Origin of the sequence: Agrococcus carbonis, assembly GCF_900104705.1 — a bacterium.
In the GTDB taxonomy this organism is placed as follows: domain Bacteria; phylum Actinomycetota; class Actinomycetes; order Actinomycetales; family Microbacteriaceae; genus Agrococcus; species Agrococcus carbonis.
This window is the reverse complement of the sequence record NZ_LT629734.1, coordinates 927046-947545: the sequence shown is the minus strand read 5'-3', so window position 1 is coordinate 947545 and position 20500 is coordinate 927046. Positions and strand designations below refer to the sequence as shown.

19 protein-coding genes are annotated in these 20500 nt (G+C 72.8%); 13 read left to right on the top strand and 6 right to left on the bottom strand.

Going from position 1 to position 20500, the window contains the following annotated elements; translation table 11 throughout:
* Nucleotides 1-3: 3 nt before the first annotated feature.
* The 3 genes from sdhD to BLT67_RS04540 all read right to left on the bottom strand — a co-directional run bounded on the left by sdhD (nt 4) and on the right by BLT67_RS04540 (nt 2206).
* Complete coding sequence (gene sdhD / locus BLT67_RS04550) at nt 4-462, bottom strand: succinate dehydrogenase, hydrophobic membrane anchor protein (protein ID WP_092665922.1); 459 nt, start codon at nt 460-462, stop codon at nt 4-6.
* Entirely contained in the window at nt 462-899 is a 438-nt protein-coding gene (gene sdhC / locus BLT67_RS04545) for a succinate dehydrogenase, cytochrome b556 subunit (RefSeq protein ID WP_407922515.1), read from the bottom strand. The genes sdhD and sdhC overlap by 1 nt, the downstream gene beginning before the upstream one ends.
* 155 nt (nt 900-1054) lie before the next feature.
* A complete protein-coding gene (locus BLT67_RS04540; RefSeq protein ID WP_092665920.1) occupies nt 1055-2206 on the bottom strand; it encodes a glycosyltransferase family 4 protein in 1152 nt (383 codons plus the stop codon).
* A 105-nt stretch (nt 2207-2311) separates the two neighbouring features.
* On the opposite strand from BLT67_RS04540, the gene BLT67_RS04535 reads away from it, so the two are divergent.
* The 11 genes from BLT67_RS04535 (at nt 2312) to BLT67_RS04485 (ending at nt 14001) form a co-directional block, all read left to right on the top strand.
* Nucleotides 2312-3424, top strand: a complete 1113-nt coding sequence (locus BLT67_RS04535) for a mannose-1-phosphate guanylyltransferase (RefSeq protein ID WP_092665919.1) — start codon at nt 2312-2314, stop codon at nt 3422-3424.
* Between the two features lie 109 nt (nt 3425-3533).
* Nucleotides 3534-4616: a BMP family lipoprotein gene (locus BLT67_RS04530; protein ID WP_231945586.1), complete on the top strand. Its 1083-nt coding sequence runs from the start codon at nt 3534-3536 to the stop codon at nt 4614-4616.
* A gap of 133 nt (nt 4617-4749) precedes the next feature.
* Entirely contained in the window at nt 4750-5850 is a 1101-nt protein-coding gene (locus BLT67_RS04525) for a BMP family lipoprotein (RefSeq protein WP_092665918.1), read from the top strand.
* A gap of 124 nt (nt 5851-5974) precedes the next feature.
* Nucleotides 5975-7498: an ABC transporter ATP-binding protein gene (locus BLT67_RS04520; RefSeq protein WP_092665917.1), complete on the top strand. Its 1524-nt coding sequence runs from the start codon at nt 5975-5977 to the stop codon at nt 7496-7498.
* Nucleotides 7495-8946 carry an ABC transporter permease gene (locus tag BLT67_RS04515; RefSeq protein ID WP_231945585.1) on the top strand — a complete coding sequence of 484 codons (1452 nt, stop codon included), beginning with the start codon at nt 7495-7497 and terminating at the stop codon, nt 8944-8946. Before BLT67_RS04520 ends, BLT67_RS04515 begins: the two co-directional genes overlap by 4 nt.
* Complete coding sequence (locus tag BLT67_RS04510) at nt 8943-10232, top strand: ABC transporter permease (protein WP_092665916.1); 1290 nt, start codon at nt 8943-8945, stop codon at nt 10230-10232. The genes BLT67_RS04515 and BLT67_RS04510 overlap by 4 nt, the downstream gene beginning before the upstream one ends.
* Before the next feature lie 2 nt (nt 10233-10234).
* Nucleotides 10235-10660 carry a cytidine deaminase gene (locus tag BLT67_RS04505; protein ID WP_092665915.1) on the top strand — a complete coding sequence of 142 codons (426 nt, stop codon included), beginning with the start codon at nt 10235-10237 and terminating at the stop codon, nt 10658-10660.
* Complete coding sequence (locus BLT67_RS04500; protein WP_231945584.1) at nt 10653-11942, top strand: thymidine phosphorylase; 1290 nt, start codon at nt 10653-10655, stop codon at nt 11940-11942. Before BLT67_RS04505 ends, BLT67_RS04500 begins: the two co-directional genes overlap by 8 nt.
* A 119-nt stretch (nt 11943-12061) precedes the next feature.
* Entirely contained in the window at nt 12062-12382 is a 321-nt protein-coding gene (locus BLT67_RS04495) for a DUF4190 domain-containing protein (protein ID WP_092665913.1), read from the top strand.
* A gap of 75 nt (nt 12383-12457) precedes the next feature.
* Nucleotides 12458-13564: an adenosine deaminase gene (locus tag BLT67_RS04490; protein WP_092665912.1), complete on the top strand. Its 1107-nt coding sequence runs from the start codon at nt 12458-12460 to the stop codon at nt 13562-13564.
* Entirely contained in the window at nt 13561-14001 is a 441-nt protein-coding gene (locus BLT67_RS04485) for a PTS sugar transporter subunit IIA (RefSeq protein WP_092665911.1), read from the top strand. The genes BLT67_RS04490 and BLT67_RS04485 overlap by 4 nt, the downstream gene beginning before the upstream one ends.
* A gap of 9 nt (nt 14002-14010) precedes the next feature.
* Here the strand turns inward: BLT67_RS04485 and BLT67_RS04480 are convergent, their stop codons facing one another.
* Both BLT67_RS04480 and BLT67_RS04475 read right to left on the bottom strand, forming a co-directional pair.
* Complete coding sequence (locus BLT67_RS04480) at nt 14011-15678, bottom strand: phospho-sugar mutase (protein ID WP_092665910.1); 1668 nt, start codon at nt 15676-15678, stop codon at nt 14011-14013.
* Nucleotides 15675-16505 carry a purine-nucleoside phosphorylase gene (locus tag BLT67_RS04475; RefSeq protein ID WP_092665909.1) on the bottom strand — a complete coding sequence of 277 codons (831 nt, stop codon included), beginning with the start codon at nt 16503-16505 and terminating at the stop codon, nt 15675-15677. Before BLT67_RS04475 ends, BLT67_RS04480 begins: the two co-directional genes overlap by 4 nt.
* Nucleotides 16506-16556: 51 nt before the next feature.
* Between BLT67_RS04475 and BLT67_RS04470 the strand changes: the two genes are divergently transcribed.
* Together BLT67_RS04470 and BLT67_RS04465 are read left to right on the top strand one after the other, a co-directional pair.
* The gene (locus BLT67_RS04470; RefSeq protein WP_092665908.1) at nt 16557-17096 is read left to right on the top strand and encodes a YaeQ family protein; all 540 of its coding nucleotides are present in this window, start codon (nt 16557-16559) and stop codon (nt 17094-17096) included.
* A gap of 124 nt (nt 17097-17220) precedes the next feature.
* Nucleotides 17221-18660 (top strand): NAD(P)H-quinone dehydrogenase, encoded by a 1440-nt coding sequence (locus BLT67_RS04465; protein WP_092665907.1) that lies wholly within the window; start codon nt 17221-17223, stop codon nt 18658-18660.
* A 30-nt stretch (nt 18661-18690) separates the two neighbouring features.
* Here BLT67_RS04465 and BLT67_RS04460 read toward each other — a convergent pair whose 3' ends face one another.
* Complete coding sequence (locus BLT67_RS04460; RefSeq protein WP_092665906.1) at nt 18691-20454, bottom strand: acetyl/propionyl/methylcrotonyl-CoA carboxylase subunit alpha; 1764 nt, start codon at nt 20452-20454, stop codon at nt 18691-18693.
* Nucleotides 20455-20500: the final 46 nt, after the last annotated feature.

Here is a 20500-nt window from a genome sequence, read left to right as displayed (position 1 = left end):
TGCTTAGCGCTCTGCGCAGAACGACGGCAGCAGCGAGGGGTCCGCGTTCGGCGGGCAGGGGTCGAACGTGAAGGTGATGAGCGTGCCGAGGATGATGAGCACCGCGGCGGCGACGCCGATCGCGCCGAGGGCGACGCGGCGCACGGCAGGCTTGTGCACGTAGTCGTTCACGATCGTGCGCATGCCGTTCGAGCCGTGCAGGATCGCGAGCCACAGCATCAGCACGTCCCACCACTGCCAGAACGGGTTGGCGAGCTTGCCGCCGACGAAGCCGAAGTCGATCGCGTGGATGCCGCCGGGCGTCCAGAGCAGGTTGTAGGCGAGGTGGCCGAAGATCAGCACGATCAGCACGACGCCCGAGGCGCGCATGAAGATCCAGCCCGCCTTCTCGAGGTTGGGGCCGCGGCGGCCGCGCGAGCGCGCGGGGTAGGCGTAGTTCGGGTTCTCGATCGTGGTGGTCATCAGTGGCCTCCCTCGACCGGCGAGAACACGTTGATGAGGTGCGTCGGCGTGAAGTAGAGCATCAGCACGGCGACGGCGCCCATGACGATCCAGAAGAGCAGGCGCTGGTGGCGCGTCGCCCACGGCCAGGCGTCGACGAGGATGATGCGCAGCCCGTTCATCGCGTGCAGCACCACCGCCCCGACCAGCACGACCTCGCCGAGGCCCATGAGCGGGTTCTTGTACGTCGCCATCACTGCGTTGTACGCCTCGGGACTCACGCGGATGAGCGCGGTGTCGAGCACGTGCACCAGCAGGAAGAAGTAGATCGCCACACCGGTGATGCGGTGGAGCACCCACGACCACATGCCCTCGTTGCCGCGATACAGCGTGCCGCTGAACGTGGTCCTCCGAGGCGTGGGGTCGGGGAGGGTGAGGCTGCTCGATGTCTCAGACACGCGCGTTCCCTCCGTAGTTCGACCGGGCAAGGTGACTCCATCCTATGCCCGTGGCGAACACCGTCCCGGACCGCGCGCTGGAGGTGGGAGCGGAGGCGCTCTCGCGCGTCCGCCGCGACGCCAGCGCCGAGGCCCGTCTCGGGCCGAGGGCTCCGCTACGCCCCGACGAGGCCGTCCACGCCGCGGAGCGCGCGCACCGCGGCCGCCTCGTAGTGGCCGAGCAGCTGCTCGACGACCGCGGGCCACGACCGGCCGAGCACGCGACGGCGGCCGGCCTCACCCATCCGCCCCCGCAGGCCCGGATCGGCGACGAGCGCCTCGACGGCGGTGCGCAGCTCGGATGCGGCGTCGGGCTCGAAGAGGAAGCCGGTCGTGCCGTGCGCCACGAGGTCGATCGGGCCGCCCGCGCGCGGTGCGACGACGGGGAGCCCGCTCGCGGCCGCCTCCTGCAGCGTCTGGCCGAACGTCTCCTCGGCGCCGGTGTGCACGAAGACGTCCATCGCGGCGTACGCCGCGCGGAGCGCAGCGCCGGATCGCTGGCCGAGGAGGACGGGGCGCAGGTCGGCGAGCTGCCGGCGGGTCTCGGCCATGCCGGGGCCGTCGCCGACGATCGCGAGCCGGATGCCGGGCATGCCCGCGAGCGCGCGGAAGCGGTCGAGCCCCTTCTCGGGGGCGATGCGGCCGACGTAGCCCACGATCGTCTCGCCGCCGGGCGCGATGCGTCGGCGCAGGCTCGCGGCGGCGGGGCCCTGGCGGTTGTCGGGGTGGAAGCCTTCGAGGTCGACGCCGCGGGTCCAGCGGTGGACCCGCTTGACGCCCGCGGCCTCGAGGTCGGCGATCGCGGCGCTCGACGGCGCGAGCGTGCGGTCGGCGCTGTTGTGGATGAGGCGGATGACCTGCCAGGCGAAGGCCGCGCCGGCGCCGAGGCGGTTGCGGCGCGCGAAGCCGGCGACGTCGGTCTGGTAGACGGCGACGCTCGGCAGCCCGATCCGGGCGGCCTCGGCGATCGCCTGCCCGCCGAGCATGAAGGGGCTCGCGGCGTGCAGCACGTCGGGCTGGAAGCGGGACAGGAGCGCCGCGACCTGCGGGCTCGGCAGGCCGACGGGGAACTGCCGGTAGGCGAACGACGGCACCTCGTGCACGGGCACGCCGCGGTAGTGCACGGGCGCGCCGCAGCGCGGGGTGATGACGATCGCCTCGCGGCCGGTGTCGACGAGGTGGTCGAGCACCCGGCACACGGAGGTCGTCACGCCGTTGACGGTGGGCAGGAAGCTCTCGGTGACGATGGCCACTCGCTCGATGCGCACGACGTCACCGTACGACGGGGCAGGTGCGGAACCCGGGAGCGGGCGGTGAACGTGGCGTGAACCTTCGGTGGGAGATCGCTGGGAGGCGATGGCTAGGCTCGCTCCGTGGCCACCATCGACGACTTCATCAGCATCATCCCCGCCGGCGGCGTGGGCTCGCGCCTGTGGCCGCTCTCGCGCGCCGACGCGCCGAAGTTCCTGCACGACCTCACCGGCAGCGGCAAGACGCTGCTGCGCGCGACCTACGACCGGCTCACACCGCTCACGGGCCCCGGCCGCACGATGGTCGTCACGGGGCGCGCGCACCGCGCCGCGGTCGAGGCCCAGATCCCGGAGCTCGCGGACGCCGACATCGTGCTCGAGGCCGACCCGCGCGACTCCACCGTCGCGATCGCGCTCGCCGCGGCGATCCTCCGCCGCCGCGAGCCGGATGTCGTGATCGGCTCGTTCGCCGCCGACCACGTCATCGAGGACGAGCGGGCGTTCCGCCGCGTCGTGGCCGAGGCGGTCGTCGCGGCCCGCGCCGGCTACATCGCGACGATCGGCATCACGCCCACCGAGCCGGCGATCGGCTTCGGCTACATCCGCGCGGGGGAGCCTGCGGGCGTCGACGGCGCCCCGAACGCGGCCCTCGTGCGCGAGTTCGTCGAGAAGCCGTCGGCGCAGGTCGCGCAGGGCTACCTCGCCGGCGGCGACTACCTGTGGAACGCGGGCATGTTCATCGCCCGGGCCGACGTGCTGCTCGCCGAGCTCGCCGCCGAGGAGCCCGAGCTCGCCTCGCAGATCGAGGAGCTCGCCGAGGCGTGGGACGAGCCCGCGCGCCGCGGGCCCGCGGTCGACCGACTGTGGCCGCAGCTCAAGAAGATCGCGATCGACTACTCCGTCGCCGAGCCCGCCGCGCGGCGCGGTCGCATGGTCGTCGTGCCGGGCGACTTCGACTGGGACGACGTCGGCGACTTCTCCGCGGTGGCGAAGCTGCACAACAGCGGCCGTCGGGGGAGGCTCGCGATCCTCGGCTCCGAGGGCACCGTGCTCGCCGACTCCGCGAGCGGCATCGTCGTCTCGCAGTCGAAGCGCATCGTCTCGGTCGTCGGCATCCACGACGTCGTCGTCGTCGACACCCCGGACGCGCTGCTCGTCACCACGACCGACAACGCCCAGCGGGTCAAGCAGGTCGTCGACGCCGTGCGGCGCTCGGGCAACACCGACGCGCTGTAGCGCGGTCGCCCGGTCGGGCAGCCCCGACGCGCGCCAGCGTCGCGGGGCGCGCCCCGCGCGGGCGCGCGCGTGGGGCTACGATTGCGCCACCCCGAAGAAGGAGCCTCCCGTGTCCCGCACCCCCGCCCTCCCGGCGCTGGCCGTGCCCGCGCTCGCCGCGCTCGTCCTGCTGGCCGGCTGCGCCGCGCCGCCCGCCGCCGAGACCGATGCGCCCGAGCCCTCGGGAGCATCCGCGCTCGAGTGCGCGCAGATGGTCACCAACTCCGGCGGCCTGAACGACCGCTCCTTCAACGAGACGAGCTGGGCGGGCATGGAGCGCGCCGAGCAGGAGCTCGGGGTCACCGCGAACGTCCTCGTCTCGACCACCGAGAGCGACCTCGCGCCCAACGTGCAGGCGGCCGTCGACACGGGGTGCGGCTTCGTGCTGACCGTCGGCTACGAGCTCGCCGCGGCGACGGAGGAGCAGGCGACGGCGAACCCCGACGTGCAGTTCGCGATCGTCGACGAGATCGTCGAGGCCCCCAACGTGCGCTCGATCGTCTTCGACACCGCGCAGGCGGCGTTCCTCGCCGGCTACGTCGCGGCCTCGGTGAGCGAGACCGGCACCGTCGCGACCTTCGGCGGCGGCAACCAGCCGCCCGTCACGCTCTTCATGGACGGCTTCACGGCGGGCATCGACCGGTACAACGAGGACAAGGGCGCCGACGTCCGCCTGCTCGGCTGGGACCCGGAGGCGCAGGACGGCACGTTCACGGGCGACTTCGAGAACGTGAGCCTCGGCCAGTCGCAGACGCAGGCGTTCCTGTCGCAGGGCGCCGACGTCATCCTGCCCGTCGCCGGCCAGGTCGGCGAGGGCGCCTTCCGCGCGTCGCTCGACGCGGGCGGCGACGCACTCGTCATCTGGGTCGACAACGACGGCTACGACACCCTGCCGACGGAGTTCCGCCCGCTGCTGCTCACGAGCATCCTGAAGAACACCGAGGATGCGGTCGTCACCGCGGTCTCGGACGCCGCGGACGGCACGATCTCCGACGAGCCGATCATCGGCGACCTCGAGAACGGCGGCGTCGACATCGCCCCCTTCCACGACCTCGAGAGCCGCGTGAGCGACGACACGAAGGCCGAGCTCGAGGCGCTGCGGGCGCAGCTCATCTCCGGCGAGATCACGGTCGAGTCGCCCTCGAGCCCGTAGCCGCGCCCCGCGCATTGCAACGATTGCATTGCGGTCGTGCCGCCGCGCTCCTCGAGCGCGCGGCTCGGCCGTATGCTCGGGCATCATCCGCTCGGCCGTGTCGCGGCGAGCATCCTTTGCACTGGAGGATCCCTTGAGGAAGTTCACCCGTACCGCCGTGCGCGGCGGAGCGCTCGCCATCGGCGCCGCGCTCCTGCTCGTCGGCTGCGCCGCCGCACCGGAGGCGCCGTCCGAGTCCGCCGACCCGGGCGCTGAGGCGCCCGCCGTCGACATCCAGCCCTGCATCGTCTCCGACTCGGGCGGCTTCGACGACCGCTCGTTCAACCAGCTGGGCGCCGAGGGCGTGCGCGCGGCTGCCGAGGGCCTCGGCGTCGAGGCCATCGAGGTCGAGTCGCAGTCGGAGTCCGACTTCGCGCCCAACCTCACGAGCGTCATCGACCAGGGCTGCAACATGGTCGTCACCGTCGGCTTCCTGCTCGCCGAGGCCACCTCCGCGGCTGCCGAGGCCAACCCCGACATCAACTTCGCGATCATCGACGACAACTCGATCGACCTGCCGAACGTGCAGCCGATCGTCTTCGACACCGCGCAGGCCGCCTTCCTCGCCGGCTACGCCGCCGCGTCGTACAGCGAGACGGGCATCATCGCCACGTGGGGCGGCATCCAGATCCCGCCGGTGACGATCTTCATGGACGGCTTCGTCGAGGGCGCCGAGTACTACAACGAGCAGAACGACGCCGACGTGCAGATCCTCGGCTGGAACGCCGAGACGCAGCAGGGCTCGTTCACCGGCAGCTTCGAGGCCGGCGTCGAGGCCAAGTCGATCGCGGAGACCTTCATCGGCCAGAACGCCGACGTGCTCATGCCGGTCGGCGGCCCGATCTTCCTCTCGGCCGTCGAGGCCATCCGCGACGCGGGCGAGGACTCGGGCATCACGATGGTCGGCGTCGACGCCGACCTCGTCGAGACGTCGCCGGAGAACGCCGACATCTTCCTCACCTCGGTGCTCAAGGGCATGGCGCAGGGCACGCAGACGGTCGTCGAGCAGGCTGCCGCCGGCGAGTTCTCGAACGAGCCCTACATCGGCACGCTCGAGAACGACGGCGTGGGCATCGCGCCGTTCCACGAGTTCGAGGACGCGGTCGACTCCGAGCTGCAGGCGCAGCTCGACGAGATCCGCGCGGCGATCATCGCCGGCGAGATCGAGGTCACCTCGCCCGCCAGCCCCCAGTAGGCAGGCATCGCGCGCGTGGGGGTCGGCTCCTGCCGGCCCCCACGCGCGTGCCAGCCGAGCGAGCGTGCCGCGCCCGCCACCGGCTAGATTCTCCTGAGCCGTCAGCGTCGCCGAAGGAAGGCCCATGACCACCGAGCACTCGTCCCTCGAACTTCGTGGCATCACGAAGCGCTTCGGCGCGCTCACCGCGAACGACCACATCGACCTCGAGGTGCGCGCCGGTGAGATCCACTGCCTCCTCGGCGAGAACGGTGCGGGCAAGTCGACGCTCATGAACGTGCTCTACGGCCTGTACCAGGCCGACGAGGGCGAGATCCTGCTCGACGGCGTCGTGCAGCGCTTCGCCGGCCCCGGCGACGCCATGCGCGCGGGCATCGGCATGGTGCACCAGCACTTCATGCTCATCCCCGTCTTCACCGTCGCCGAGAACGTGCTGCTCGGCCACGAGCGGGCGCTCGGCGGCCTCGCGGGCGCGAAGCAGAAGGTGCGCGAGATCTCGCAGCGCTTCGGCTTCCACATCGACCCCGACGCCAAGATCGAGGACCTCCCCGTCGGCGTCCAGCAGCGCGTCGAGATCATCAAGGCCCTCTCGCAGGACGCCCGCGTGCTCGTGTTCGACGAGCCGACGGCCGTGCTCACGCCGCAGGAGACCGACGAGCTCATGGCGATCATGCAGCAGCTGCGCGACGAGGGCACCGCGATCGTCTTCATCACCCACAAGCTGCGCGAGGTGCGCGCGATCGCCGACAAGATCACGGTCATCCGCCTCGGCAAGGTCGTCGGCGAGGCGAGCCCGCAGTCCTCGAGCACCGAGCTCGCCTCGATGATGGTCGGGCGCCCGGTCGAGCTGACGGTGCAGAAGAACCCCCCGGTGCTCACCGACAACACGCTCGAGGTCGCCGGGCTCACGGTGCTCGACGCGCTCGGCCAGAAGGTCGTGAACGACGTCTCCTTCACGGTGCGCGGCGGCGAGGTGCTGTGCATCGCCGGCGTGCAGGGCAACGGCCAGACCGAGCTCACCGAGGCGATCCTCGGCCTCCAGCCCAAGGCATCCGGCTCCGTGCGCCTCAACGGCCGCGAGCTGCTCGGCAAGTCGGTGCGCGACGTGCTCGACGCGGGCGTCGGCTTCGTGCCCGAGGACCGGAAGGTCGACGGCCTCGTGGGCGAGTTCACGATCGCCGAGAACCTCATGCTCGACCGCTACCAGGGCGCCCCGTTCGTCTCGGCCGGCACGGTCGACCGCGGCGCGCGCGACGAGTTCGCGACCGAGAAGCTCGGTGCGTTCGACATCCGCGCGCAGGGCATCCACACGAACGTCGGGACCCTCTCGGGCGGCAACCAGCAGAAGGTCGTGCTCGCGCGCGAGCTCGGCCGCCCGCTCGCGCTGCTCGTCGCCTCGCAGCCCACCCGCGGCCTCGACGTCGGCTCGATCGAGTTCGTGCACAGCCAGATCATCGCCTCCCGCGACGCGGGCATCCCCGTGATCGTCGTCTCGACCGAGCTCGACGAGGTCGTCGGGCTCGCCGACCGCATCGCGGTCATGTACCGCGGCGGCGTGGTCGGCGTGGTGCCGGCCGACACGAGCCGCGACACGCTCGGCCTCATGATGGCCGGCGAGCGCCACACCCCGGAAGGAGCCGCAGCGTGACCGACAAGCCGCGCGACGCCGACGACCCGATCGAGCCGGACGCGCAGCCCCGCGCGGGCGGCTCGCCCGACTCCGGCGCGGCCCCGACCGTCGTGCACGCGCCCGCGGAGGCCGAGGTGCAGGCGCCGACCGTCGCGCCGCCCACCGACGACCGCCGCGTCGAGCAGGACGACCCGTGGGCGAGCGCCTTCCAGCGCATCATGGGCGGCAATCTCGTGATGGCGCTGCTCGCGATCCTCACCTCCCTCGTCGTCGGCGGCATCCTGATCGCCTTCACCGACGAGCGCGTGCAGGAGACGAGCGGCTACTTCTTCGCCCGCCCGGCCGACATGCTCTCCGCCACCTGGGAGGCCGTCTCGGGCGCCTACTCGGCGCTCTTCCAGGGCTCGATCCTCAACCTGTCGCGCGCCGACGCCGGCTTCGCGCAGCTCATCAAGCCGCTCACCGACACCCTCAACTTCGCGACCCCGCTCATCGCGGCGGGCCTCGGCGTCGCGATCGCCTTCCGCGTGGGGCTGTTCAACATCGGTGGCCGCGGCCAGATGCTGTGGGCCGCGGCGGCCGCGGGCTGGGTCGGCTTCTCGTTCTCGCTCCCGCCCGTGCTGCACGTGCTCGTCGCGATCGCGGTCGGCATCGTCGCGGGCGCCATCTGGGGCGGCATCGCCGGTGTGCTGAAGGCCTACACGGGCGCGCACGAGGTCATCGTGACGATCATGCTCAACTTCGTCGCGCTGTGGTTCATCACGTGGATGCTGCGCACGCCGGGGCTGCTGCAGAACCCGGGGTCGAACAACCCGATCTCGCCGCGCATGCAGGAGACGGCGGTGCTGCCGTCGCTCTTCGGCCCGCCGTTCTCGCTCCACTGGGGCTTCGTGCTCTCGGTCGCGGCGGTCGTCTTCTGCTCGTGGCTCATCAACCGCTCGAGCCTCGGCTTCCAGTTCCGCGCCGTGGGCTTCAACCCGAGCGCCGCGCTCAACGCGGGCATGAACGTCAAGCGCATCACGATGCTCGCGATGGTCTTCGCCGGCGGCTTCATGGGCCTCGCGGGCGCTCAGCAGGTGACCGGCTCCGTCACCACCGGCTTCACGTCGGGCATCGACGCCGGCATCGGCTTCGACGCGATCACCGTCGCGCTGCTCGGCGGCTCGACCCCGTGGGGCACGTTCTTCGCGGGCCTGCTGTTCGGCGCGTTCAAGGCGGGCGGCTTCCGCATGCAGGCCGCCGAGGGCGTGCCGATCGACATCATCCTCGTCGTGCAGTCGTTCATCGTCCTCTTCATCGCGGCGCCGCCGCTCGTGCGGGCGATGTTCGGCCTGCCGCAGCCCGGCAGGAAGACCCGCCGCCAGCGCCGCGACGAGGCGACGCTCGCGACGATGACCGACCGCCGCGCGGCGGAGGCGCAGGCCGAGCCGGCAGCGCAGGCCGAGCAGCAGAGGGAGCAGTCATGACCACGCAGCAGCCCGTCGCGCAGCCCCCGGCCGCCGAGACGATCGAGCTCGAGCGCGCCGTCGTCAAGCACTGGAAGGCGCCGATCTCGTACGCGGTGCTCACGCTCGTCGCGCTCATCCTGCTCGTCGGGCTCGGCCGCGACGGCAGCGCGACGCTCCGCCTCGCCACCGGCAGCGACCTCTTCCAGCTGCCCGACGCCGTCCTGCCGGCGCGCCCGACCGGCATCGTCGTGGTGATCCTGCTCGCGGCGCTCACCGCGCTCTCGTTCTGGGCCGCCGCGACCGTGCGCAAGGTCGGCGCGTGGCTGCCGGTCGTGTTCGGCATCGTCTTCGTCGTCGGGTTCCTGACGTGGGCGGGCGCCAACGCGATGATCCCGATCCCCGGCCTGCTGTTCGCGACCGTCGGCCTGTCGGTGCCGCTCATCCTCGGCGCCATGGGCGGCGTCATCTCCGAGCGCGCGGGCGTCGTCAACATCGCGATCGAGGCGCAGCTGCTCGGCGGCGCGTTCACCGGCGCCGTCGTCGCCTCGATGACGGGCAGCACGATCGTCGGCGTGCTCGCCGCGATGGTCGCGGCGGTGCTCGTCTCGATGGTGCTCGCGGTCTTCGCCATCCGGTACTTCGTCGAGCAGGTCATCGTCGGCGTCGTGCTCAACGTGCTGATCGTCGGCCTGACGAACTTCCTCTACTCGTCGCTGCTCACCGACAACCCCGCGCTCAACAGCCCGGTGCGCCTGCCGAAGATCCCGATCCCGATCCTCGAGGGCATCCCGCTCATCGGCCCGGCGCTGTTCAAGCAGTCGATCATCGTCTACGCGATGTACATCATCGTGCCGCTTATCGCGTGGGGCCTGTTCAAGACGACGTGGGGCCTGCGACTGCGCGCGATCGGCGAGCACCCGCTCGCGGCCGACACCGTCGGCATCAAGGTCACCAAGCTGCGCTTCTGGAACGTCGCGCTCGCCGGCGCCGTCGCCGGCCTCGGCGGCGCGTACTTCACGCTCGACTCGAACGGCGCCTTCACTCGCGAGATGACGAACGGCCTCGGCTACATCGCCCTCGCCGCGGTCATCTTCGGCCAGTGGCACCCGATCAAGGCGACGGCGGCGGCGCTGCTGTTCGGCTTCGCGTCGGCGCTGCAGCAGACGCTCGGCGCGATCGGCTCGCCGGTGCCGAGCGAGTTCATGCTCATGCTCCCGTACGTCATCACGATCCTCGCGGTGGCCGGGTTCATCGGGCAGTCGCGGCCGCCCGCGGCCAGCGGCAAGCCGTACGTCAAGCAGTAGCGATGACGGCGATCGACTGGCAGGAGCTGCACGCGCGCGCCGTCGAGGCGGCGACGAAGGCCTACGTGCCCTACTCCCGCTTCCCGGTGGGCGCCGCGGCGCTCGTCGACGACGGCCGCGTCGTCACGGGCGCCAACATCGAGAACGCCGCGTACGGCGTGACGCTGTGCGCCGAGTGCTCGCTCGTCAGCGCGATGGTCATGGGCGGCGGCGGCCGGCTCGTGGCGTTCGCGTGCGTGAACGGCGCGGGCGAGCGACTCATGCCGTGCGGGCGCTGCCGGCAGCTGCTCTCCGAGCACGCGGCGCCGGGGATGCTGCTCGACACCGTCAGCGGCATCCGCACCATGGACGAGGTGCTGCCGGATGCCTTCGGCCCGGCCGCGCTCGACCACTACGAGGCACAGAGGGAGACCGAGCACCGTGGCTGAGGCATTCGACGCCGTCGACATCATCCGCACGAAGCGCGACGGCGGCACGCTGTCGACCGCCCAGATCGACTGGCTCATCGACGCGTACACGCGCGGGTACGTCGAGGACCCGCAGATGGCGGCGCTCACGATGGCGATCCTGCTCAACGGCATGGAGCGGCGCGAGATCCACGACCTCACGATGGCGATGATCGCCTCCGGCGAGCGGATGGACTTCTCGTCGCTCGAGGCGCCCACGGTCGACAAGCACTCGACCGGCGGCGTCGGCGACAAGATCACGCTGCCGCTCATGCCGCTCGTGGCCGCCTTCGGCGCCGCGGTGCCGCAGCTCTCCGGCCGCGGCCTCGGGCACACGGGCGGCACGCTCGACAAGCTCGAGTCGATCCCGGGCTGGCGCGCCGACCTGACGAACGACGAGATGCTCGAGCAGCTGCGCACCGTCGGCGGCGTCGTGTGCGCCGCGGGCGCGGGGCTCGCCCCGGCGGACAAGCGGCTCTACGCGCTCCGCGACATCACGGGCACGGTCGAGGCGATCCCGCTGATCGCGTCGTCGATCATGTCGAAGAAGATCGCCGAGGGCACGGGCGCGCTCGTCCTCGACGTGAAGTTCGGCTCCGGCGCGTTCATGCAGGAGTTCGAGCGCGCCCGCGAGCTCGCGCTCACGATGGTCGAGCTCGGCCGCGACGCGGGCGTCGAGACGCGCGCGCTGCTGACGACCATGGACGCGCCGCTCGGCCTCGCGATCGGCAACGCAAACGAGGTGCGCGAGTCGGTCGAGGTGCTCGCCGGCGGCGGCCCGGCCGACGTCGTCGAGCTCACCGTCGCGCTCGCGCGCGAGATGCTGGATGCGGTGGGGCAGCCGGACGCCGACGTCGAGGCGGCGCTCGCCGACGGTCGCGCGATGGATGTCTGGCGCCGCTTCGTCACCGCGCAGGGCGGCGACCCGGATGCGCCGCTGCCGACCCCGAACGAGACGCACACCGTCGTCGCCGAGGCCGACGGCGTGCTCGCGCGGCAGGAGGCGCTGCCGTTCGGCATCGCCGCGTGGCGGCTCGGCGCGGGGCGCGCTCGCGCGAGCGACCCGGTCGTGCACGCCGCCGGCATCGACCTCCACGTCAAGCCCGGCGACGCTGTGCGGGCGGGGGACCCGCTCTGGACGATCTCGGCCGACGACGCGACCCGCATCCCGCGCGCGCTCGAGGCGCTCGAGGGCGCGTGGGAGCTCGCCCCCGTCGGCACCGAGGTCACGGTGCCGCCGATCGTGCGCGAGCGCATCGCCTGAGAGGCGGCCCACCCAGCCTGCGTCCAGGCAGCGTCCAGGGAGTCGTCGCCGGGACGTGCTTCGCTGGAGCCGACCCCGGCGACACAGAGCACCACGACACCGAGCACCAGGAGCCTCCCGTGACTGATCCGTACGCGACCGACCCCCACGCGCCGAGCGCGCATCCGCACCCCGCCGCATCCGGCGGCGACACGAAGACGCTCAGCATCGTGAGCCTCGTGCTCGGCCTCGCCTCGATCTTCCTCGGCATCTCGGTGCTCGTGCCCATCGCAGGCATCATCGTCGGCGTCATGGCCCGGAAGCGCGAGCCCTCGGGCCGCGCGTTCGCGCTGTGGGGCATCTGGCTCTCGGTCGCGTCGCTCGTGCTCGGCCTGCTCCTGTGGCTGCTCGTCGGCGGCGCGATCCTCGCCGCGGTCGGCCTCGCGGCCGCCGCCGGCTGATCCCCGCGGGCGTGCTGTGCCGGGGCGCGCGGCCGGATACGATCGAAGCCCCAGCACCCCGATGACGGAGGCGACATGAGCCGGTACGAGGTCGACGGCGTCGACATCCAGACGCTGCCCAAGGTCAGCCTCCACGACCACCTCGACGGCGGCCTGCGCCCGCAGACGATCCTCGAGCTCGGCGACGAGATCGGGCTCGAGCTGCCCGCGAGCGACGCCGCCGCGCTCGGCGCGTGGTTCGCCGCGCAGTCGAGCTCCGGCTCGCTGCCCGAGTACCTGAAGACCTTCGACATCACCACCGCGGTCATGCAGACCGAGCACGGGCTGCACCGGGTGGCGAAGGAGTTCGTGCTCGACCTCGCCGAGGACGGCGTGGTCTACGGCGAGGTGCGCTGGGCACCCGAGCAGCACCTGCAGCGCGGCCTCTCGCTCGACGCGGCGGTCGAGGCCGTGCAGGCGGGCATCGAGGAGGCCATGGTGCTCGTCGCGAGCCACGGCGGCCGCATCCGCGTGGGTCAGCTCGTGAGCGCGATGCGCCACCTCGACCGCGCCGACGAGATCGCCGAGCTCGCGCTGCGGCACCGCGACCGCGGCGCTGTCGGCTTCGACATCGCCGGCCCCGAGGACGGCTTCCCCGCCTCGCGCCTCGCCTCGGCGTTCGACATCCTCGCGCGCGCGCACTTCCCCGCGACGGTGCACGCCGGCGAGGGCGCAGGGCTCGAGTCGATCGCCGACGCGCTCTTCTCCGGGCGGGCGCTGCGCCTGGGCCACGGCACCCGCATCGCCGAGGACATCGTGGTCGAGGAGGAGACCGACGACGCGGTCGTCGTGCGGCTCGGCGAGCTCGCCGAGTGGGTGAAGGACCGCCAGATCGCGCTCGAGGTGAGCCCCTCCTCCAACCTGCAGACCGGCACGATCGCGCAGTGGGGCGACGCGCTCGACGACCACCCGATCGACCTCCTGCACCAGCTGGGCTTCTGCGTGACCGTGAACCCCGACAACCGCCTGCAGTCGGGCACGACCCTCACGCGCGAGCTCGGGCTGCTCGTCGAGGCCTTCGACTGGGATCTCGACGACGTCGAGCAGGTGATGCAGAACGCTGCGGCGAGCGCCTTCTGCTCGTTCGACGAGCGCGAGGAGCTCGCCGACGAGATCGCCGACGGGTTCGACGACCTGCGATGACCCTGCCGCTCGACCACGCGACCTTCTCGCCCGGGGTGCGCGCCGCCGACTGGCGCGCCGCCGTCCGCGCGGCGGGCGTCGACCTCGTCACCTCCCGCGCCGTCGGCCGCGCGTACGTCGAGGAGCTCGTGCAGCAGATCGAGGAGGCCGGCCCCTACTGCGTCGTCGCGCCCGGCGTGGCCGTGCCGCACGCGAAGGCGAGCGCCGTCGTGCGCCGCGATGCCCTCGCGATCGTCGTGCTCGACGAGCCCGTCGTCTTCGGCCACCCGCACCACGATCCGGTGCGCGTCGTCATCGGGCTCGCCGCGACGAGCCCCAAGGAGCACCTGCGCATGCTCGCCGAGCTCGCGAACGCGCTCGACGCGGCCGGCGTGACCGAGCGGCTCATCGCCGCGACGACGCGGGACGAGGCGGTCGCCGCGCTCACGACGCCGTAGCGCCGCGCCTCAGTCGAGCAGCGGCCGCACCGCCTCGGCGATCTCGGCGACGCGCGCGCGGGCGGCGCGCACGCGCTGCGCGGGCGGGCCCTCGGTCGAGGTCGCGTCGATGTAGACCTTGACCTTGGGCTCCGTGCCGCTCGGCCGCACCATCACGCGCGCGCCGTCGGCGAGCGTGAAGCGCAGGATGTCGCCGACCGAGCCGTGCTCGGGCAGCGCGAGGTCGTCGGCGGCGGTCACCGCGGCACCGGCGAGCTCGGCGGGCGGCTCGGCACGCAGCCTCGCCATGATCGCCGGGATGCGGGCGAGGTCGGTCACGCGCACGCTCACCTGGCCGGACTCGAACGCGCCGAACTCGGCGGCGAGCGCGAGCAGCTCCTCGGAGAGCGATGAGCCGCGCTCGTAGAGCTCGCTCGCGAGCGTCAGCACCCGCACGAGCGCCGAGATGCCGTCCTTGTCGCGCACGGTGCCGGGGTTGACGAGGTAGCCGAGCGCCTCCTCGTAGCCGTAGACGAGGCCCGGCACGCGCGAGACCCACTTGAAGCCCGTGAGCGTCTGCACGAACTCGAGCCCGTGCGCCTCGGCGATCGTGCCGAGCCCGGGGGAGGAGACGATGGATGCGGCGAGCACACCCTGCCCGCGGGCCGAGCGCGCGGCGTCCCACCCGAGCAGCAGGCCGACCTCGTTGCCCGAGAGCATCCGCCAGCCGGTCGGCGCCGCGTCGTCGGGCACCGCGACCGCGAGCCGGTCGGCGTCGGGGTCGTTCGCGAGGATGAGCTCGGCCTGCTCGGCGGTGGCGAGCGCCATCGCGAGGTCGAGCGCGCCCGGCTCCTCGGGGTTCGGGAAGTCGACGGTCGGGAAGGCGCCGTCGGGCCGGGCCTGCTCCGGCACCGGGATGACGGGCGGGAAGCCGGTGCGCTCGAGCACCGCCTCGACCGTCTCGAGGCCCACGCCGTGCAGCGGCGTGTACACGACCCGCGGGCCGGTCGCACCCGGGAGGCCCTGGTCGGCCTGGCTGATGGCCGCCGTCGACTCGACGTAGGCGTGCCAGACGCCGTCGCCCGCGATCTCCGGCTCGCCGCGCGGGTAGTCGGCCACGGGCGTCGCCGCCGCGCGCTCGATGAGCGCGGCGATCTCGCCGTCGACGGGCGGCACGATCTGGCTGCCCTCGTCCTCGTCGCCGAGGTACACCTTGAAGCCGTTGTCCGCCGGCGGGTTGTGGCTCGCGGTCACCATGACGCCCGCGCTCATGCCGAGGTGCCGCACCGCGAACGCGAGCACGGGCGTCGGCAGCAGCCGCGGCAGCAGCACGGCGCGCACGCCCGCGCCCGCGAGCACCTCGGCCGCGTCGCGCGCGAAGACCTCCGAGCCGCGCCGGCCGTCCCAGCCGATCACGATCGACGGATGCGGGCGGCGCTCGAGCAGGTAGGCCGCGAGGCCCGCGGAGGCCTGCTGCACGACGACGCGGTTCATGCGGTTCGGCCCCGGCGCGATCGCGCCCCGCAGCCCGGCCGTGCCGAACTGCAGGCGGCCGCGGAACGCATCCGCCACCTCGGCCATCGCGGCCTCGTCGCCCGCCTCGGCGGCGGCGATCGTCGCCTCGAGCTCGGCGCGGGTGCCGTCGTCGATGTCGGCCGCCGCCCACGCGCGCGCCGCGGCGAGCGCGTCGGTGCTCACGCCGCGCCCCCGATCGCCGCGACGACGTCGGCGAGCAGCCGCGAGATGCGGCCCTCGGCCTCGCGCCCCGCCTCGATGACCTCCTCGTGCGACAGCGGCGTCTCCTGGATGCCGGCGGCGAGGTTGGTGATGAGGCTGAGCCCCAGCACCTCCATGCCCGCCTCGCGCGCTGCGATGGCCTCGAGCGCGGTCGACATGCCGCAGATGTGGCCCCCGATCGCCTTCGCCATCTGCACCTCGGCGGGCGTCTCGTAGTGGGGGCCGCGGAACTGCACGTAGACGCCCTCGTCGAGCGACGCATCCACCCCTCGGGCCACCTCGCGCAGACGCCTCGAGTAGAGGTCGGTGAGGTCGACGAACGTCGCGCCCTCGAGCGGCGAGTCGGCCGTGAGGTTGATGTGGTCGCTGATGAGCACGGGCTGGCCGGGCTGCCACTCGCGCTTGATGCCGCCCGCGCCGTTCGTGAGCACCATGACCGTCGCGCCCGCGGCGGCGGCGGTGCGCACCGAGTGCACGACGCGGCGCACGCCGTGGCCCTCGTAGTAGTGGGTGCGCGCGCCGATCACGAGCGCGCGGCGGCCGTCGGGCGTCGCGACCGAGCGGATCGTGCCGACGTGGCCCTCGAGCGCGGGCTTCGAGAAGCCCGTCACCTCGGTCGCGGGGATCGTGTGCGTCGTCTCGCCGAGCAGGTCGGCGGCCCTCGCCCAGCCGGAGCCGAGGGTGAGGGCGATGTCGTGCTGGTCGACGCCGGTGATGCGGCGGATGTCGTCGGCGGCCTGGGCGGCGACCTCGCGCGGGTCGGCGGGGTGGTCGAGCGGGTGCGTCATGGCGCCCACTCTAGGGGCGGGCGGGGCGGCGCTCGCCTAGGCTTGGCGATCATGGCCATCGGCGCGACGATCCACACCTTCGACGTGCAGCTCTCGGATGTCGACCGCGGGGTCTACGAGTCGCTGACGCTGCGCGTCGCGCAGCACCCGTCCGAGACGCTGCCGTTCCTCGTGACGCGCGTGCTCGCGCTGTGCCTCGAGCACGAGGAGGGCATCTCGTTCGGCGACGGGCTCTCGGGCGGCGACGAGCCCGCGGTGCTCGTGCGCGACGCCACCGGTCGGCTGCTCGCGTGGATCGAGGTGGGCGCGCCCGAGGCCGAGCGCGTGCACCGGGGCAGCATGGCCGCCGAGCGCACCGCCGTCTACACGCACCGCGATCCCGACCGGGTGGCCGCGCGCTGGGCCGGCAAGCGCATCCATCGAGCGGATGCGGTGCGGCTCGTCTCGTTCGACCCCGGCTTCGTCGAGGCGGTCGCCGACGCCGTCGCCCGCCGCACGTCGATGTCGGTCTCGGTCACGGAGGGCACGCTCTACGCCGAGGTGAACGGCGTGAGCCTCTCGACGGCCGTGCACGAGCGCGCTGCGGCGTAGGTCGCGAGCGCCCACTGGAGCGGCTCGCCTGCCCGGGACCCGGGACGGGTCCCGGCGCTGGGGTCGCGGCGGAGCCCCGAAAGGGGCTCCGCTCTGGTGCTCCACCGCGCGAGGATGCGCGATGATGGAGCGCGTGAGTGCATTCGAGCGCAAGCAGCGCGTGGTGATCATCGGCGGCGGCCCCGGCGGCTACGAGGCCGCCCTCGCGGGGGCGCAGCTCGGGGCGGAGGTGACGCTCATCGAGCGCACCGGCGTCGGCGGCAGCGCGATCCTCACCGACGTCGTGCCCTCGAAGTCGCTCATCGCGACCGCCGAGTCGGCCGCCGCGATCCGCGACGCGAACCAGCTCGGCGTGCAGTTCTCGGTGCGAGGCGCCTCGGGCCGGCCGCAGAAGCCGGAGGTCGCCGTCAACCTGCGCGCCGTCAACCGCCGGCTGCTCTCGCTCGCGGCCAAGCAGTCGCTCGACATGAAGGCCGACCTCGAGCGTGCGGGCGTCACGATCGTGCAGGGGGAGGGGCGCCTCGACGGCCCCGGTCGCGTGGTCGTCTCGACCGGACGGCAGGGCGCCGACTTCGACGAGTTCGAGGCCGACACGATCGTCGTGTCGGTCGGCGCGACGCCCCGCCAGCTGGCCTCCGCGATGCCCGACGGCGAGCGCATCCTCACCTGGACCCAGCTCTACGCGCTCGAGGAGGTGCCCGAGCACCTCATCGTCGTGGGCTCGGGCGTCACGGGCGCCGAGTTCGCCTCCGCCTACTCGCTCATCGGCGCCGAGGTGACGCTCGTCTCCTCGCGCGAGCAGGTGCTGCCGGGCGAGGACGCGGATGCGGCCGCCGTCATCGAGGACGTCTTCCGCCGCCAGGGCATGCACGTGCTCTCGAAGTCGCGCGCCGAGCGCGTCGAGCGCACCGACGAGGGCGTCGTCGTGCACCTCACCGACGGCCGCTCCGTCGAGGGCTCGCACTGCCTCATGGCGGTCGGCTCGATCCCGAACACCGACGGCATCGGCCTCGAGGAGGCCGGCATCGAGACGAAGGACTCCGGCCACATCCTCGTCAACCGCGTCGCCCGCACGAACCTGCCGAACGTCTACGCCGTCGGCGACTGCGCCGATGCGCTCCCGCTCGCCTCGGTCGCGTCGATGCAGGGCCGCACCGCCATGTTCCACGCGCTCGGCGATGCCGTCGACCCGATCTCGATGCGCACGGTCGCGTCGAACATCTTCACGCAGCCCGAGATCGCGACCGTCGGCTGGACGCAGAAGCAGATCGAGGACGGCATCGCGCAGGGCGAGGTGTACCGCATCGACCTCGCGACGAATGCGCGCGCCAAGATGATGGGCATCGAGGACGGCTTCGTGAAGCTCTTCGCCCGCACCGGCTCGGGCACGGTCATCGGCGGCGTCATCGTCGCCCCGAAGGCGTCGGAGCTCATCTTCCCGGTGACGATGGCGATGGAGCACCGCCTGACGGTCGACCAGCTCGCCCGCGTCTTCCCGGTCTTCCCGTCGCTCACGGTGTCGATCGCCGACGCCGCCCGCGCGATGCACCGCGTCGAGGCCTGAGCCCGGCGCCCGGTAGGCGCCCGGCCCGGCTCAGGCGTCGGGCGTGATCGTGACGAGGTGGTGGCCCGAGGGCACCGTCTTGCCGACCGGGGCGTCGATCGCGGCCACCGTCCCGGCGATGGGGGCCGAGAGGGGCTGCTCCATCTTCATCGCCTCGAGCACGACGAGCAGGTCGCCCGCCACGACGCGATCGCCGACCGAGACCTCGGCCTTCACGACGGTCGCCTGCATGGGGGAGACGATCGCGCCGGAGCCGGCGCCGCCCTCGAGCGCGCGCCGGGTGCGGCGCGGGGCCGGACCCTTCGCATCCTTCATGTCGCTGAAGAGCCGCTTGGGCATCGAGACGGCGATGCGCTTGCCGTCGCTCTCGACCACGACCGTGCGGCGCGGCTCGGGGCCGCCGAGCTCGCCCGGCTCGCCGCCCCACGCGGGGATGTCGTTCTCGAACTCGGTCTCGATCCACGACGTGTAGACCGAGAACGGCTCGTCGCCCGCGGGCGCGAACGCCGGGTGCTCGACGATGCGGCGGTGGAACGGCAGCACGGTCGGCAGCCCCTCGACCTCGAACTCCGCGAGCGCCCGCCGCGAGCGCTCGAGCGCCTCGGCGCGGTCGCGGCCCGTGACGATGAGCTTCGCGAGCATCGAGTCGAAGCTGCCGCCGATGACGTCGCCCGCGACGACGCCCGAGTCGACGCGCACGCCGGGGCCCGAGGGGGTGCGGAAGATGCGCACGGGGCCGGGCTGCGGCATGAAGCCGGCGCCGGCGTCCTCGCCGTTGATGCGGAACTCGATCGAGTGGCCCGTCACCTGCGGGTCGTCGTAGCCGAGCGCCTCGCCCTCCGCGATGCGGAACTGCTCGCGCACGAGGTCGATGCCCGTGACCTCCTCCGAGACCGGATGCTCGACCTGCAGGCGCGTGTTGACCTCGAGGAACGAGACGGTGCCGTCGGCGCCGATGAGGAACTCGCACGTGCCGGCGCCGACGTACTTCGCGGCGCGCAGGATCGCCTTGGAGGCGCGCCGCAGCTCGGCGTCCTGCTCGGCCGAGATGAAGGGCGCGGGCGCCTCCTCGACGAGCTTCTGGTGGCGGCGCTGCAGGGAGCAGTCGCGCGTGGAGACGACGACGACGTTGCCGTGGCTGTCGGCGAGGCACTGGGTCTCGACGTGGCGGGGCTTGTCGAGGTACTTCTCGACGAAGCACTCGCCGCGGCCGAACGCCGCGACCGCCTCGCGGGTCGCGGAGTCGAACTGCTGCTCGACCTCATCGCGCGTGAAGGCGACCTTGAGGCCGCGCCCGCCGCCGCCGAACGCCGCCTTGATCGCGACGGGCAGCCCGTGCTCGTCGACGAACTCGAGCACCTCCGCAGCGCCCGAGACGGGCTCGATCGTGCCGGGCGCGAGCGGCGCGCCGACCGACTCGGCGATGTGCCGCGCGGAGACCTTGTCGCCGAGCTGCTCGATCGCCTCGGGGCTCGGGCCGATCCAGATGAGGCCCGCGTCGATCACCGCGCGGGCGAAGTCGGCGTTCTCGGCCAGGAACCCGTAGCCCGGGTGCACCGCATCCGCGCCCGAGCGGCGCGCGACCGAGAGGATCTTGTCGATCACGAGGTAGGTCTCGGCGCTCGTGGAGCCGCCCAGGGCGTACGCCTCGTCGGCGAGCTGCGCGTGCTGCGCATCGCGGTCGGGGTCGGCGTAGACGGCGACCGTGCCGATGCCCGCATCGCGCGCGGCGCGGATGATGCGGACGGCGATCTCGCCGCGATTGGCGATCAGGACCTTCGTGATGCGGGGCATGGTTCCTCAGCCTAAGCGCCCGCACGTGCCGGATGCGTGCACATCG